Annotated in this window: 16 protein-coding genes; 10 read left to right on the top strand and 6 right to left on the bottom strand. The window is 43.4% G+C overall.

From position 1 onward, the window contains the following. Window positions 1–115: 115 nt before the first annotated feature. Both BTO21_RS19455 and hemB read left to right on the top strand, forming a co-directional pair. Window positions 116–895 carry a TatD family hydrolase gene (locus BTO21_RS19455; RefSeq protein WP_045029823.1) on the top strand — a complete coding sequence of 260 codons (780 nt, stop codon included), beginning with the start codon at window positions 116–118 and terminating at the stop codon, window positions 893–895. A 59-nt stretch (window positions 896–954) separates the two neighbouring features. Next, window positions 955–1,995 carry a porphobilinogen synthase gene (hemB, locus tag BTO21_RS19450; RefSeq protein WP_045029824.1) on the top strand — a complete coding sequence of 347 codons (1,041 nt, stop codon included), beginning with the start codon at window positions 955–957 and terminating at the stop codon, window positions 1,993–1,995. Between the two features lie 61 nt (window positions 1,996–2,056). Here the strand turns inward: hemB and asnC are convergent, their stop codons facing one another. Beyond that, window positions 2,057–2,518: a transcriptional regulator AsnC gene (gene asnC / locus BTO21_RS19445; protein WP_045029826.1), complete on the bottom strand. Its 462-nt coding sequence runs from the start codon at window positions 2,516–2,518 to the stop codon at window positions 2,057–2,059. A 177-nt stretch (window positions 2,519–2,695) separates the two neighbouring features. Between asnC and BTO21_RS19440 the strand changes: the two genes are divergently transcribed. Both BTO21_RS19440 and BTO21_RS19435 read left to right on the top strand, forming a co-directional pair. Continuing rightward, on the top strand, window positions 2,696–3,484 hold the full coding sequence (locus BTO21_RS19440; protein ID WP_045029828.1) for a class I SAM-dependent methyltransferase: 789 nt from the start codon (window positions 2,696–2,698) through the stop codon (window positions 3,482–3,484). 102 nt (window positions 3,485–3,586) lie between these two features. Beyond that, window positions 3,587–4,066, top strand: coding sequence for a hypothetical protein (locus tag BTO21_RS19435; RefSeq protein ID WP_045029829.1), 480 nt, complete (start codon window positions 3,587–3,589; stop codon window positions 4,064–4,066). A gap of 353 nt (window positions 4,067–4,419) precedes the next feature. On the opposite strand, the gene BTO21_RS19430 is transcribed toward BTO21_RS19435, so the two are convergent. From BTO21_RS19430 to hemC, 4 genes are read right to left on the bottom strand one after another with little or no spacing between them, the layout of a single operon-like run. After that, window positions 4,420–5,607, bottom strand: coding sequence for a heme biosynthesis HemY N-terminal domain-containing protein (locus BTO21_RS19430; RefSeq protein WP_045029831.1), 1,188 nt, complete (start codon window positions 5,605–5,607; stop codon window positions 4,420–4,422). Next, on the bottom strand, window positions 5,607–6,926 hold the full coding sequence (hemX, locus tag BTO21_RS19425) for a uroporphyrinogen-III C-methyltransferase (RefSeq protein ID WP_082056863.1): 1,320 nt from the start codon (window positions 6,924–6,926) through the stop codon (window positions 5,607–5,609). The genes BTO21_RS19430 and hemX overlap by 1 nt, the downstream gene beginning before the upstream one ends. Before the next feature lie 13 nt (window positions 6,927–6,939). Further along, window positions 6,940–7,689, bottom strand: coding sequence for a uroporphyrinogen-III synthase (locus tag BTO21_RS19420; RefSeq protein ID WP_045029832.1), 750 nt, complete (start codon window positions 7,687–7,689; stop codon window positions 6,940–6,942). Continuing rightward, the gene (gene hemC / locus BTO21_RS19415) at window positions 7,689–8,621 is read right to left on the bottom strand and encodes a hydroxymethylbilane synthase (protein WP_045029924.1); all 933 of its coding nucleotides are present in this window, start codon (window positions 8,619–8,621) and stop codon (window positions 7,689–7,691) included. The genes BTO21_RS19420 and hemC overlap by 1 nt, the downstream gene beginning before the upstream one ends. A gap of 395 nt (window positions 8,622–9,016) precedes the next feature. On the opposite strand from hemC, the gene BTO21_RS19410 reads away from it, so the two are divergent. Next, entirely contained in the window at window positions 9,017–11,575 is a 2,559-nt protein-coding gene (locus tag BTO21_RS19410; RefSeq protein ID WP_045029834.1) for a class I adenylate cyclase, read from the top strand. 81 nt (window positions 11,576–11,656) lie between these two features. On the opposite strand, the gene cyaY is transcribed toward BTO21_RS19410, so the two are convergent. After that, entirely contained in the window at window positions 11,657–11,968 is a 312-nt protein-coding gene (gene cyaY / locus BTO21_RS19405; RefSeq protein ID WP_045029836.1) for an iron donor protein CyaY, read from the bottom strand. A gap of 78 nt (window positions 11,969–12,046) precedes the next feature. Here cyaY and lptM point away from each other — a divergent pair, with 78 nt between their 5' ends. The 5 genes from lptM to yigB all read left to right on the top strand — a co-directional run bounded on the left by lptM (window position 12,047) and on the right by yigB (window position 16,061). After that, complete coding sequence (gene lptM / locus BTO21_RS19400) at window positions 12,047–12,163, top strand: LPS translocon maturation chaperone LptM (RefSeq protein ID WP_082056864.1); 117 nt, start codon at window positions 12,047–12,049, stop codon at window positions 12,161–12,163. A gap of 61 nt (window positions 12,164–12,224) precedes the next feature. Continuing rightward, the gene (gene lysA, locus BTO21_RS19395; RefSeq protein WP_045029837.1) at window positions 12,225–13,475 is read left to right on the top strand and encodes a diaminopimelate decarboxylase; all 1,251 of its coding nucleotides are present in this window, start codon (window positions 12,225–12,227) and stop codon (window positions 13,473–13,475) included. Between the two features lie 38 nt (window positions 13,476–13,513). Then, window positions 13,514–14,344, top strand: coding sequence for a diaminopimelate epimerase (dapF, locus tag BTO21_RS19390; RefSeq protein WP_045029839.1), 831 nt, complete (start codon window positions 13,514–13,516; stop codon window positions 14,342–14,344). Between the two features lie 46 nt (window positions 14,345–14,390). Next, complete coding sequence (gene xerC, locus BTO21_RS19385) at window positions 14,391–15,299, top strand: tyrosine recombinase XerC (protein ID WP_412760196.1); 909 nt, start codon at window positions 14,391–14,393, stop codon at window positions 15,297–15,299. Window positions 15,300–15,332: 33 nt separating this feature from the next. Beyond that, the gene (gene yigB / locus BTO21_RS19380; RefSeq protein WP_045029841.1) at window positions 15,333–16,061 is read left to right on the top strand and encodes a 5-amino-6-(5-phospho-D-ribitylamino)uracil phosphatase YigB; all 729 of its coding nucleotides are present in this window, start codon (window positions 15,333–15,335) and stop codon (window positions 16,059–16,061) included. Window positions 16,062–16,108: the final 47 nt, after the last annotated feature.

The following is a 16,108-nucleotide window of genomic DNA, read 5'->3' as shown; positions in this document are numbered from 1 at the left end:
AGACATTAGTGTCGGTTTTTTTGTGTCTGTATTTTGGTGTTATTATCACGTAGTTAGTTAATGCAGGGCTCGATATACTGCCATTAAGAACTCTTCATCAAGGGATGGAAAAGAAATGATAGATATTGGCGTTAATCTTACTAATAGCCGCTTTGATAAAGATCGCGCAGCGGTTATTGCACGTGCTCAAGCGGTTGGCGTCAAAGGACTGGTGATTACCGGTACCAGTATTGAAGAAAGCATTGCTGCTCAACAATTGGCTCAGCAATGGCCTGATTATTGTTACAGCACTGCCGGTGTTCATCCGCATGATGCAACCTCGGTGACCGATTTCGCCTTGCCACAAATTCGAGCTTTAGCGCAATTACCCCAAGTGGTAGCGATAGGTGAATGTGGACTGGATTTTAATCGTGATTTTTCACCGCATCCGCAGCAAGAAGCGGTGTTTGAAGCGCAATTAGCTGTGGCGGCTGAGCTCAATATGCCGGTGTTTATGCATTGTCGTGATGCCCATGAGCGGTTTTTAGCGATCCTAAAACCATGGCGCGATAAATTACCTGCCGCTGTATTGCATTGCTTTACCGGTTCACAGCAAGAACTGCGAGAGTGTTTGGCTCTTGATTTACATATTGGTATTACTGGCTGGATCTGTGATGAACGCCGAGGTACTGAGTTGCGTCAGATCGTGAAAAATATTCCGAGTCAGCGATTAATGATTGAAACGGATTGTCCGTATTTATTACCGCGAGATTATCGTCCTAAGCCGAAATCTAGTCGTAATGAACCGTTGTATTTACCGCATATTGCAACGGTTATTGGCGAGTGTCGTGGTGAGTCTGCGACACAAGTTGTCAATAATTCTTACCAAGTAAGCCAAGCTTTTTTTGCAATTTAATCCCACCTTGGTGATGTGAGTGATATTATAAATACTCATTAACCTGTAAGGAGTTTACCGTGTCTGTATCTATTCAAGGTGCTTTTCCTGGACGTCGTATGCGTCGAGTTCGCAAGCATGATTTTAGTCGTCGTTTGATGGCGGAAAACCAGTTATCTGTTAATGATCTCATTTATCCGATGTTTGTTCTGGAAGGCACTAACCGTCGCGAGAGTGTCGCTTCAATGCCGGGTATTGAGCGCTTATCAATTGACTTACTGTTAGAAGAAGCGGCTTATATTGCCAGTCTTGGTGTGCCTGCGATTGCATTATTTCCAGTGGTATCACAACAGTTTAAATCTGAATTAGCAGAAGAAGCGTATAACGTTGATGGTTTAGTACAAACAGCGGTTCGTGCTTTAAAGGCGCACGTACCAGAACTGGGTGTGATCACCGATGTTGCGTTAGATCCGTTCACGGTTCATGGCCAAGACGGTATTATTGATGATGAAGGTTATGTTCTTAACGACATCACCACTGAGATTTTGATTAAACAAGCATTATCTCATGCTGATGCGGGTGCTGATGTTATCGCACCTTCCGATATGATGGATGGTCGCATTGGCGCTATTCGTGAAGCACTAGAGCAAGCGGGCCATATTAATACGCAAATTATGGCTTACTCAGCTAAATATGCGTCGAATTACTATGGCCCGTTTCGTGATGCTGTTGGCTCTACTGGCAATCTTAAAGGTGGCGATAAGAAAACCTACCAGATGGATCCTGCTAATAGTGACGAAGCGTTGCACGAAGTGGCAATGGACATCAGTGAAGGTGCCGATATGGTGATGGTGAAGCCGGGGATGCCTTATTTAGATGTGGTACGTCGGGTGAAATCTGAGCTGCAAGTGCCAACATATGCTTACCAAGTGTCAGGTGAATATGCGATGCACATGGCGGCATTCCAAAATGGTTGGCTTAAAGAGCGTGAAACTGTAATGGAATCATTAATGTGCTTTAAACGTGCAGGTGCTGATGGCGTGTTAACGTATTTTGCTAAGACCGTTGCTGAATGGTTAGCAGCAGACGCTGCTGAGCGTGCGCTAAATTTGAAAAAATAATGCGGATATAGTCCGTGATCAAAAGCGAGCTTAGGCTCGCTTTTTTTGTGGCAAATTATCGCTATGGTTTTACATTTCGATTGATCGGGTTTTGCAGTGAAATTAAAGTTTCCGTTGATTGTACTTCTTTAATCGCTTGCAGTTTATTGATTAGCACGTGCTGTAATTCTTCAATCGAATGACACATTAATTTGACGAAAATATTGTAAGCACCAGTGGTGTAATACGCTTCTACCACTTCATCAAGCTGATTAAGCTTTTCAAGTGCCGAATGATAATCACGGGCAGCATAAAGATTAATCCCAATAAAACAGCACACGTCATAGCCCAATAATTTCGGGTTAACGATCACTTCAGTGCCTGTAATTATTTGCGAGGCTCGCATTTTCTCAACCCGGACATGAACAGTTGCAGGACTGACATTGAACCGTTTTGCCATTTCAGCGTAGGGTACGCGTGCATCGGTCATTAACGCGTTAAGAATATCGCGATCTAAATCATCGATACGAACGGCTACATTCATCATAATTCCTTTCTGGCAAGGTCAGTTATTCGCATGCTGCGATCTGAGACTATCTTATCCTTATGTTAGGTAGTGATACCAGAGCCAAGCGTGATTTGTGGTGCTATAATTCGCCGCCTATAGCGTCTATTTCCCATTATTGAGCGAGATAGATATTGTTTGATACCGGAGAATGCTGTGCAGCTAGCCTTACTTTGTGAAGTTCCTCAACGTCAGTCTGAATTAGATCAACTCGCCGCCCGCTGGGGATTGACGCATGATGAGCACAGTTGCTTTGCGTTAGTGTTAACTGCTAATCAGTTAGAGCTACGTAAGTTAGACGAGCCCAAACTGGGTGCCGTTTTTGTTGATCTCGCCAGTGGTGCTGTCGCCCATCGCCGTAAATTTGGTGGTGGTCGTAGTCAAGCGATTGCGAAAGCGGTGGGGTTAAAAAACGGTATTACGCCAACAGTATTAGATGCGACTGCAGGCTTAGGGCGCGATGCGTTTGTATTAGCGTCATTGGGTTGTAAAGTGCAATTGGTTGAGCGACATCCGGTGGTGGCAGCTTTATTGGATGATGGTTTAGCGCGCGCTAAAGCAGATCCTGAAATTGGTCATTGGGTCAGTGAGCGGATGCAGTTATTGCATGCGTCGAGCCAAGATGCGTTATTGCAGTTAGCGGCGGATAAAGATTTTGTTGCTCCAGAAGTGATCTATCTTGATCCAATGTACCCACATAAAAAGAAATCAGCGTTGGTTAAAAAAGAAATGCGGGTATTCCAAACTTTAGTCGGCGCAGATTTAGATGCTGATGAATTGTTTGCACCAGCGTATGCGTTAGCAACGAAACGGATTGTAGTTAAACGCCCTGATTATGCTGAATTTTTGGCTAATGCAAAGCCGTCAATGGCAATTGAGACTAAGAAAAATCGGTTTGATATTTATGTGAAGGCGGCAATGAAAACTAATGACACGCTAAAATAAAACGTTACACATTAACATTCGAACAAGACATTCATTGCTGGAATTACGAATCATTATCGTTTAATGTCGTTATTCTGGTGAGTCTTTTGTGAGGATGTATTGATGGTGAAGTCGTTGTGTAAGTATCGTCGTGCTGAAATTGCCGATCAATTTGCGACGATCACTAAGATTGTTAGTGAGCCAAAATTTATTTGTGCGAGTTGTACGCGAGTAGCAAGTGATAAAGATTACTTGTGTAAACCGAGTCGCTTAACCAATGCCGTCGCACCAACAATAGCTCCGATAATGACGCCAATGCCTGCTTCGGTAATGACATTAGCAGCATCTGCGCCGCCTGCTCCTGTAATAATGAATATTCATCAGTTACCGAGGCCAACCGCTGTTGGTCAAAGTCGGATTGAGATGGTTACTGTTGTAGAACAAACAGAGGTTATTGAGCAGCCAGATGCGTTACTGGATCACACTGAGAAACTTAAAAAATTAGCCAAGAAAAAAACCAAGTTATTAAAAAAAGCGGCTAAAGCGGTGAAGAAATTTGATAAGCAATTACGTAAAACCAAGCAAGCGTTGGGGTTAGCGTAAGATATTAATAATAAAATAATTATTGGCAACAAAAAAGCCTCTCAGTTTAATGGGAGGCTTTTTTATAGGTGCGGGTTTATTAATCAGCGTGTTTAATTAATACAGCCATCATTACGCCAACAACCACAGACACCATAATACCTGAAACAATCAGCCAAGGAAGCATATCCATAACAGTTATCCAAATGTTAAATAAAAAGGGCACAGTGGCTATTGGAACGTGTTTATCAGTTAGGAGCAATGGGGTAGATACACCTTGTAATGGCTGTTTACATTTAGAAACATGTTAATGCTAAAACTGTTATCCAGACGAAAAAAAAGCGCCATCAAGGCGCTTTTTTCAGGCTTAAAATTTAAGCTTGATCAGGTTTTGCTAGTTGCAGTGCTTGGCGGGAAACTTCCGCTGCGGCTTGCTTATCGCCAAGTTGCTCAAGCGTCGCCACAAGGTGGGCAAAATCTGTCACATCTGGACGTATTGCTACGGCCTTTTCTAAATGCTCTTTAGCCGGTTGCCATTGGCCATCAGCCATTAACATTTGTCCTAATGCACTTTGCAGTGTCGGGTTGTTACTGTTGTTAGCTAATAAGTCTTGTAGGCTAACAATCGCAGGGTGGCGATCGGGTAGCGTTAATTGTGGCATTAAGCTAATTAAGTTGTGCTCAGGGTTTTTCTTGATAGCATCGCGCAAGATCGGGAAAGCTTCCGAATCTGCATGGCGAACAATCATTTGCTTAACAAAACAGGCCACTAATGCCGGATTGTGTTTGTCTTTACGATTGATACTGTTCCAGTAACCGATTAAACCATCACTGCCATTTTGTTGGCTTAAGTGATGCATTTGACCACATTGTGCTTGGATATCTAATTGTGCTGCTTCTTCTGCCGTGATCACGTTTGCTTTTGTTAATTGAGGTAGCAATGCTTGCAGGGCTTTCCAATCTTCTAATTGTAAATAACACTGCTTTAATAAGCTCAGTATCATTGGGTTACGTGGACTGGTTGGCTGTACGTCTTGCAAGGTTGCAAGTGCCTGTTCAAATTGTTGTTGACGAATTTGAAGTTTGACACGTGTCAGTGCTACCGCCAGGCTTTCAGTGTCTTGCTCTGCTGCTAGTTGCAAGTATTGATCACGCAGTTGTGTTTTACCCAATCCTTGTGCCGCTTCTGCTGCTGCTAAGTAGTTTAGAATCGGTGCGTCACTGTATTTTGCTGATTTAGAAAGCATTTTTTCAGCTGACTTCCAATCACCTTCAGCGACTTTCAATAGTCCTTCCGCAGTGTTACGGCGTGCTTTGCGAATGTGGCGACCACTAAACCAACCGCGGGTTGAGCTACCAACAGAAAATAGGCGACGTAAAATAAACTCAAGTACAAAAAATATCGCTACGATGGCAATCGCGACAATAATCAGTGTGGTTAAGCTCATTTCGATGGTTTGATTGGCAAACGAGATCAACACATAGCCTTGATGACCAGCAAGATCGGGGCTGACAATGATACCGGCAATCAGAGCGATGACCAATAACAACAATTTAATCATTATTTGGTTTCCTCTTTAACAGTGCTAGTCGCTGCCGCAGATGTTGCTGTGGCAGGTTTTACTAGTGGCATCACTTTTTTTGTTGCAGTCGATGTTGTTGGCGTTGCCGCTGAACTTGGACTAGTTGCTTCGATTTTGATCAGTTTTAACGCTTTTGGTTGTTGTTTAGCGTGTGTCTTTGGTGGTGAAGTCGCATCACTCAGCGCGGTCATCTTATTACGCAATACTTGATTGACTAATTGGGTGATCATCGCTTGTGATTGCAGTTTAGCGGGATAATCAACGTTCACATTTTGTTGCTCTAGTTGCTGTAAGCCAGCAATAAAGCTCTGTGTTTTTGGTGATGATAGGTCGTAGTACTGTTGAGCCCACTTGATCGCCGTAGCGATTGACTCACGGTAAACTTGGCCTTGATCACGGTATACCGCAGAGATAGCAGTCTCTAACTTGTTGGTAATATTTTGCTGAAGATAAAAATCTTGTTGTGGTGACAATAATGGCACAACACTGCCATCACGCTTACGATAAGTAATGAAATGCTCACTAAAATTCTTTAATGAGGTCATTAGATTATCTTTCCAATCATTAACAGATTGGCTAACGGTTGGGTTTTGTTGTGGCTCTGCTTTCGCTAATACCGCATTGGCTAGTGGTAAGCTATCAATACTGTTTTCAAGACTGTTAAGGCGCAATACAATACCGTCACGGTCAACCACTGTGATTGATTTTAGGGCGGTAATGTCATTGCTCATTGCTTGACGTAGGCCTTTAAGGCTTGGTTCATTTAATTCCGCAATACGATGATCGGCAGCTTCCAGTAATAAAGTTGCGCTGGTAACGTCATGTTCTAACCATAACTTACGGCCGGCCATTTTAACTAAGTAATCCGCTTCCGCTAATAACCAATCGTTAGGCTCTTGGCCTTTTAAATCAGCAATCGCAGTTTGAATAGAATCAATCGATTTTTGCTGTTGGCTAATGCCTTGCTCAACCTTTTGTTGGGTTGTGCTTAGTTCATTATTAACCATCGAGATGGTTTGTTGTTGGTCGGCTTGCATCGCCGCCTTCATGGTTGCAATTTGTTGCTGTAAGGCAGCCACTTGCTGTTGTTGTTGTAGACCTTGCTGATGGCCATGATAGTAAAGACCACCACCCAATGCCAATACGAGTGCAATCGCAACCCAACCAGTTTTGCTACCTGATTTTTTTTGTTTAGTTGTTGCTGGTGCTGTTTGGGTCGTTTTTGAAGCAGTAACCGCAGGCTTATCTTTCGTTGATGGCGCTGCAGTTGAGTTTGTGTTAGTTGTTTTGTCTGTCATCCTAATTATTCCGTTAGCTTACGTTGCTTTTTAGGAACGTGAATAACGCCTGATTAGCGGCGCTTCCCACTGTGGAAATATGTCTGTAGCCAAGCGTTAAAGCTTGATCTGCGATTCGTTGACTTGGTACGAAAAGATGGCAATTATAAAGCCAAGTCAAATCCTCTGTTGGGATTAATCCCGTTAAGTATATTAACTGTTCACTACTTGTGACAACTAGAGCCTGTATTTGCTGTTGTTGCCATTGTTGGACTAATTGTGTTGCATCGAGAGTAAGCCAGCAGCGTTGATAAGTCTCACAGTAACTGACTTGAGCGTGGCGAGCGGTTAATGCTTGATAGATTAATTCGCGTCCCCCATTACCTCGTAAGATTAATACTCTACGTTGGCAAATATTAGCAAGCTCAGGTAAGGCTAATAGTGCTTCACTATCATGACTACCTGTGGGTGAGCTTACTGGTTGCTGACAAGCTTGCGTTAAGGCAGCAGCTGTCTTGTCGCCAACGGCTATATAATGCATGTTTTTTGGCCATTCTGCACCTTGTGAAATCAAGTAATCAGTTGCAAAACGTACCGCATGATAGCTAACTGCAATAATATAGTCACCTTGTTGCAGTTGTTGAATTTGTTCTATTAATCTATTTATATGTTTCCCTTGCTGCACCTCAAGTAAAGGCTGAGCAATTGCGCTGATCGCCACTTGGTTAAGTTGTGCGGCCAATTGATCGCACTCGGGTGCAGGACGGGTGATCAGCACAGTCATTAGGCGTTACCGTATAAACGGTCAAGAATGTCTTTAGCACCTTTGGCTAATAGCTCATCCGCTAAGGTTTCACCTAAGTGTTCTGCATCGGCAATCGGGCCACTGATTTCAGCACGAATAATAATGCTACCATCAGGCTCACCGACTAAAGCGCGTAACCAGATGGTATCGCCTTGTAGTTCTGAATAGCTACCGATAGGTACTTGGCAACCACCTTGAAGACGATTATTCATCGCGCGCTCACACAACACACGAGTTGCTGTCGGTTGGTGATTTAGCGGCGTAAGTAGTTGACGTACTCGTTGATCATCCAAACGACACTCAATGCCGACGGCACCTTGACCGACTGCAGGTAAGCTGGTTTCTGGAGTAATTTCGCTGCGAATACGATCATGCATTTTAAGGCGTTTAAGGCCTGCTGCCGCTAAAATGATAGCATCATATTGACCTTCATCGAGTTTGCGCAGACGGGTATTCACATTACCACGGAGGTCATTAACGATCAGATCAGGACGTTGAGCGCGTAATTGACACTGACGACGTAAACTTGAAGTACCTACAATTGCGCCTAGCGGTAAATCATCAATGGAGTCATAGTGATTAGACACAAAAGCATCACGTGGATCTTCACGCTCACAAATGGTCACTAGGCCGAGCCCTTCAGGGAACTCAACCGGCACATCTTTCATTGAGTGGACGGCAATATCAGCACGGCCTTCCAGCATCGCGATTTCTAACTCTTTAACAAATAAGCCTTTACCGCCGACTTTTGCTAAAGGCGTATCTAAAATAATGTCACCTTTTGTTACCATAGGCAGCAATTCAACAACGAGCCCAGGGTGAGCCAGTTCAAGTTCAGCTTTGACGAACTCTGCTTGCCACATGGCTAATGGGCTTTTACGTGTAGCAATGCGAATCGGTTGGGTTGTCATCATAGTAAAGAGGGTCCGTTAACCAAGGTTGTTATTTTTTATGCGTCATATCGTACCACTACCTAAGCATGGATGATAATTCGTGTATTGCGGTTCCTGATTCCAAGCGTTATTGTGTAGCTAACCACAATACAAAATGTGATATTTATCGCAATAAGTCGTTGATTGGTTTCTAGTTGCAGCGTGATTGGTTGTGATTGGCTATGACCACGATTTAGAGTCTGATAATCACGGATGAATCATTGACTGTTGTTACTGGGCAAGCTTGGCATTATCTTTACCGTAGGTATTAAAAATGATACATTGATCACGTTTTTTCTCATTTTGAATAAAATTTACGCTATTAATGTCAAACTGCGGGCCGCACTAACACTGCTAGCTCTTGGAAGAGTAATTTGCAAAATTATATCAAGACGCTAAAAGGTAGACTGGACTCACTGACTGAGCTTCGCATTGAGCGAGCACGCTTAGCAATGAATGAGCCGTCGGTACAGGTTTTTGATCTGTTACCTGTCTTATTACATTATAACCATCCAGCTTTGCCGGGGTACCTTGATCAACAAGTACCTCAGGGAATTGCGCATTTTATCGTCACTGACGTACAGCAGCAATTTGTTAATGATTGCTCTCGTACTGCGATAATGCCCATTGAACCGCTATTGGTTGCTGATGCCGACTGCCCAATTACTGGCCTTTATGCCATGGGTAGTACTTCTTCTATGGGGCAAAGTCTCACCAGCGATCTCGATATTTGGGTGTGTATTCCTACGTCATTAAATCGTCACCGTCGTGAAGCATTAGACCGTAAATGTAGCTTAGTTTCCCAATGGGCGATGGAGCAAGGGGTTGAAGCTAACTTCTTTTTGATCGATGAAAATCGTTTCCGCGACAATTTTTCTGAAGCCATGACTGGTGAAAACTGTGGCTCAAGTCAGCATTTATTATTATTAGATGAATTCTATCGTTCAGCCGTCTGTTTAGCGGGATTGCCGCTATTATGGTTTATGGTGCCGCCAGAGATGGAAGAGTGCTATGACCAATATATCGATGATCTGGTTGCTAAAGGTTATATCAAGCGTGACCAATGGATTGATTTTGGCGGTTTGATGCGTATTCCTGCCGAAGAATATTTTGGTTCCAGTTTGTGGCAGTTATACAAAAGTATCGACTCTCCGTATAAATCGGTTTTAAAAGCCATTTTGCTTGAAGCCTATTCGTGGGAATACCCGCACACCCAATTATTAAGCCTTGATGGTAAGCGCCGTTTCTTTGCTGAAGATCGCAGTGAATATTGTATGGATGCTTATTATTTAATGCTTGAAAAAGTAACTCGTTACTTAGAGCGCATTGATGATCATCGTCGTTTAGATTTGGTGCGTCGCTGTTTTTATCTTAAAACCCATGAGAAATTAACTCGCAAGCCAGCATCCGGCTCGGTAGTGTGGCGTCGACAAGCGTTGCAGCATTTAACTGAGCAATGGCAGTGGTCGACCGAGGTTGTGGCAGAGCTAGATAATCGCCGTAATTGGAAAGTCGCTCAAGTGAAGCAAGCGCATAATGAATTGCTTGATGCGTTGATGCTCAGTTACCGAAATTTAATTCGTTTTGCGCGCCGCAATGATATTACCTCGGCCATTAGTCCGGAAGATATCAGTATTTTGGCGCGTAAATTATATGCCGCGTTTGAGGTACTGCCGGGCAAGGTGACGTTATTAAATCCGCAAATATCACCGGATTTACACGAACCTGATCTGAGTTTTATTCAAGTCCCTGAAGGGCGAACCAATACTGCGGGTTGGTATTTATATAAACAACCGATTGAAGCGAAATACATTTTAGGCCAACCCCCATTAGAGCATAACCGCTACTTATCAAAGTTAGTTGCGTGGAGTTATTTTAATGGTTTGTTGACTGAATCGACCCATTTACACACCGTGGCTCGTCATGCTGATATGGATTTAGACAAGCTGTATCAATTGGTGAGTGATATTCGCAATACCTTTCCAATTCGTCGTCCGCATCCTGGCTTACAAGCGTTATCTAGCCCGTGTGAAATTCGACAATTAGGGTTGTTTGTTAATTTAGAAAATGATCCAACCACCGAGCTAAAAAATCGCTCGGTGCGGTTTGATTTTAAAACCACCGATATTTTCAGTTACGGACCTGAGCAAAAATGCTTAGTTGGCAGTGTCGATTTGGTTTATCGTAATTCGTGGAATGAAGTTCGAACCCTGAATTTTAGTGGTAATTATGCCATGCTCGATGCGTTGAAAACCATGCTCGGTAAAATGCATCACGATGCGATTCCACCCGAAGCGATTGATGTGTTTTGTTATAGCAAACATATGCGTGGTTTAATTCGTAACGTGGTCTATCAATTGGTAGCTGAGTGTATTGAAATGCGCTTAAAGCCAGTTGAAGCAGAAAAGCGGCGTCGTTTTAAAGCGGTGCATATCGCCGATGAAACCTATGGGCTGTTTTTTGAGCGTCGAGGTGTTTCAGTGCAGCGCCTAGAAAACTCGGTCGATTTTTATAGTTGTATTTCATCCAATAAAGTCAGTGATATACCGAAAGTGGTGATGGGTAAAACCGATGAACCGCATCCACCTGAAATTGTTGATGCTTATGCCAGCGAAGGTTTGATTCAGTTCTTTTTTGAAGATTGTGATCAAGGTTTCAATATCTATATTTTAGATGAAACCAATCAAATGGAAGTGTATCGCCAGTGCAGTGGTAATAAAGATGAAATGGTTCATGGTGTGAACCGTTTTTATACCTCATCGCAAGATCGGTTTAGTTATAGTGCTAATTTTATCAACTTTAATTTGCCCCAGTTTTACGATATTGCTCATAACGACAAAGGTGAGTTACGAGTATTGCCGTTTAAAAGTGGTCAAGTAGCACGTCGTAACGATAGCGCTGAAGCGGCTAATAACGGTATTAATCTTAATTAACATCGTGGTTTGTGACAAGCGCAGAAAAAAGCCTTCATTTTTTGAAGGCTTTTTTTATCACTGCGATACGTGAAATTAATATTACCAAGTTACATCTTCACCTGCATGTAAGCTGCACTCTTGTTTAAGTAGCGCAAATAATTCTTTGTCGCTACGAGTACAACGCCATTCACTACCGGTGTATTTGAAGTGGTAACCACCTGATTTTGAAGCTAACCATAGTTCGTGTAGTGGTTCTTGGCGATTAATAACAATTTGGCTGCGGTTCGCAAACTCTAATGTGAGCACGTTACCTGTGGTTTCTGGCTCAATATCAACACCTGATTCATCGATGCCTTCTTCAATCTGCATCAGTGCCAGATCGGCCAGTTGGTGAAATTCAGTATCATTCATCCTATTGCGTCCTATTGCATTTCTTGTTCTTGGTGCGATTATAGAGGTCATTGGAATGATAATCACTGGCTTTGAATTATGCATAAAGGTTTATTCGCAATTTTGCTCTTAGGATCGTTAATTTTAACTGGCTGTGGCCAAAGTGGACCACTTTACATGCCAAAAGATGCGCCACAGCAACATCAACCCCAATAAAAACATCATAGCGATGATGATTTAGTCTCAATAACAGTCAACCAGACAGGGAAGAAAAGCATTGGATTATTTTAATTACCAGCAAGACGGGCAATTATGGGCAGAAGAGGTGGCATTGGCTGAATTAGCCGCACAATATGGTACCCCGCTTTATGTTTATTCTCGAGCAACTCTCGAGCGTCATTGGCATGCTTTTGATCACGCGGTAGCCACTCAACCGCATTTGATTTGCTATGCGGTGAAAGCGAACTCTAACCTTGGGGTGCTTAATGTCCTTGCACGTTTAGGCTCAGGGTTTGATATTGTCTCCCTCGGTGAATTAGAGCGCGTATTAGCTGCTGGTGGCGATCCTACCAAGGTGGTTTTTTCTGGTGTTGGCAAAACCGCATTGGAAATGCAGCGCGCACTTGAGCTAGGCATTAAATGTTTTAATGTTGAATCTGAACCTGAATTAGAACGTTTAAACCATGTTGCCGGACAATTAGGTAAAATAGCGCCAATTTCATTGCGGATTAATCCGGATGTTAATGCTAATACCCACCCTTATATTTCAACCGGATTGCGCGACAATAAATTTGGGATTGCGCGTGAACGTGCGCTTGAAGTGTACCAACTTGCGCATCAATTACCGCACCTGAATGTAGTCGGGATGGATTGTCATATCGGTTCTCAATTAACGGAAGTACAACCTTTTATTGATGCGACTGAGCGCTTATTGGCATTAATTGATGAGTTGAAATCGGTTGGGATTGAGATAAAACATTTAGATCTTGGTGGTGGCTTAGGGGTGACCTATAACGATGAGCAACCGCCATTACCCGCTGATTATGCGACCGCATTGTTATCACGTTTAGTGGCTTACCCTGAATTGGAATTGATTTTTGAACCTGGGCGCGCGATTGCTGCGAATGCGGGGGTGTTACTGACCAAGGTTGAGTTTTTAAAACACACTCAATATAAAAACTTTGCCATCGTAGACGCCGCAATGAATGATTTAATTCGACCGACCTTGTATTCCGCGTGGCAGGATATTGTGCCTGTAATCCCGCGTCAGGGCGAACGTCAGTGTTATGATTTAGTTGGCCCTATTTGTGAAACGGGTGATTTTATTGGTAAAGATCGCCACTTATGTTTAGCCCCCGATGACTTACTTGCGGTAAGGTCTGCTGGGGCTTATGGTTTCGTGATGGCCTCTAATTATAATTCTCGTCCTCGCGTTGCAGAAGTGATGGTCGATGGTTCACAAGTACATTTAGTACGCGCACGTGAAACCTTAGAACAACTTTGGCAGCATGAATATCTTGTTGAATGATTGTCGTCGCAACTGATGCTTAATAATTAAGGAACATCATGCAGATTAACTTTTCCAAAATGCATGGGCTCGGCAATGACTTTGTTGTTGTGGATTGTGTTACGCAAAATGTATTTTTTTCTCCCGATGCGATTCGTCGTTTAGCGGATCGTCATCGTGGCATTGGTTTTGATCAACTGTTAGTGGTTGAGCCGCCGTATGATCCTGAAACGGATTTTCACTACCGTATTTTTAATGCTGATGGAAGTGAGGTTGAACAATGCGGTAACGGTGCCCGTTGTTTTGCACGCTTTGTGTCAATGAAAGGCTTAACCAATAAATACCATATCTCCGTGAGCACTAAAGCCGGAAAAATGGTGTTAAAGCTTGAAAGTGACGGTCAAGTTACCGTCAATATGGGCGCACCTAATTTTGAACCTGCTAAAATTCCGATGCGAGCCAAGCAGGCCGAGAAAACCTACTTACTACGGGTCGGTGAGCAAACCTTGTTTTGTGGCGCGGTTAGTATGGGTAATCCCCATTGTGTCACTATCGTTGATGATGTTAATACTGCGGCAGTAGCAAAATTGGGACCACTACTGGAATCCCATGAGCGTTTTCCTGAGCGTGTTAATGCGGGTTTCATGGAAGTGATTGATCGCGGAACGGTAAAGTTACGCGTTTATGAGCGTGGTGCTGGTGAAACTCAAGCCTGTGGCAGTGGTGCTTGTGCGGCTGTTGCAATTGGTCGCAGCCAAGGGCTATTGGATGAGAACGTTAAAGTCTGTTTACCTGGCGGTGATTTATATATTCGCTGGGCAGGTGAAGGCAAACCGTTATTTATGACTGGCCCGGTTGCCCATGTGTTTGATGGTCAATTTATTCAATAGCTAACCGCTGTCATGGATCTTCATGACAGTGATGAACGAGGTTTATGTGAGCACGCTTCCCCCGAGTTTTGAACAACCCCTCGCGCGTTTTTATGAATATTTGCGTAGTGAGCGTGAACTTAGTTTACATACGCAGCAAAACTATAAACGCCAATTAACCTGTATCGCCGAGCAATTGTTAGAGCTTGGGGTTGAAAACTGGCAGCAAGTTGATGCTGGCTGGGTGCGCCAAATTGCCAGTAAAGGGATGCGTAATGGTCTTAAAGCCAGCAGTTTAGCGATGCGTCTATCAGCACTGCGTAGTTTTTTTGATTATTTGGTCCATCAACAAATATTACCCGCTAACCCAGCTAAAGGGGTAGCGGCACCCCGTAAAGCGCGTCCGTTACCCAAAAACCTTGATGTTGATGAAATGAATCAACTGCTTGATGTTAAAGACGATGATCCGTTGGCTGTTCGAGATCGCGCTATCATGGAATTAATGTATGGTGCGGGGTTACGTTTATCTGAATTGGTTAATTTGAATGTACGTGACATTAATTTAACCAAAGGTGATTTACGGGTTATCGGTAAAGGTGATAAAGAGCGGGTGGTTCCTTTTGCTGGCTTAGCCTGTGAATGGGTCGGTTATTGGCTTCAATTGCGGGGGAATATTGCTAACGCCGATGAAAAAGGCTTGTTTGTATCAAAGCTCGGGCATCGAATCTCAAACCGCAATGTGCAAAAAAGAATGGCGGAATGGGGCCAGAAACAGGCGGTATCAAGCCATATTAATCCACATAAATTACGCCATAGTTTTGCCACCCACATGCTGGAATCTAGTGGTGATTTACGCGCCGTGCAAGAATTATTAGGCCATGCTAATTTAACTACCACCCAAATCTATACCCATCTTGATTTTCAGCATTTAGCCAAAGTTTATGATGAGGCCCATCCACGCGCCAAACGTCGTTAATGCTTTCTTGAAGAGTCAGTTATAGGAACAACCATGCAATTTTATCGTCACTTAGACCCGATTAACGCCCTTACGTTTGATCTTGATGACACGCTATATGATAACCATCCGGTGATTGTACGCGCTGAGCAAGCGATGTTTGATTGGTTAGCACAATTATTGCCTCAGTCGACGATGATCAGTCGAGATGATTGGCTGCGGGTAAAGCAACAACTTGCTGTGGTTGATTCGAGTTTGATTCATGATGTCAGTGAGTGGCGGTATGAAGCTTTGAAAATTAGCTTAATGCAATTAGGTTGGCGCTTGAAAGATGCTGAATTAGCTGCGCGCCAAGGGCTAGAACTGGTGCTAGTTGAACGCAATAAGGTTGATGTGCCTGCTGAAACCCATCGCGTGTTAGCGTTATTAAGCGCTAAATTACCGTTAGTTGGGATCACTAATGGCAATGTTGATCCGCAGCAAATCGGCTTGGCAAAATATTTTAGTGCCATCTATCAAGCCGGTCGGGATGGGTTAGCTAAACCAGAAGCAGATTTATTTGAGCGTGCTATTCGCCATTTAGGTATACCCGCCCAACAGATTTTACATGTGGGTGATCATCTGCGAACCGATGTTTTTGGTGCTAAGCAACAGGGTTTGCAAGCGTGTTGGTTTAATGACCAGCAGCGATCATTAACCGCCACTAATGTGACGATGTTACCTGATGTTGAAATTACCCACTTAGCCGAATTATTACTACTAGTAGGTTTGGCTAACCGTTGATCTGTGGTGAGTCATCATCATGACTGGCCTCGATGGGGGATAACTTC

Source organism: Photobacterium phosphoreum (genome assembly GCF_002954725.1).
GTDB classification, from domain to species: Bacteria; Pseudomonadota; Gammaproteobacteria; order Enterobacterales; family Vibrionaceae; genus Photobacterium; species Photobacterium phosphoreum.
Note: the sequence above shows the minus strand (reverse complement) of the source record. Positions and strands in the feature narration are given on the sequence as shown.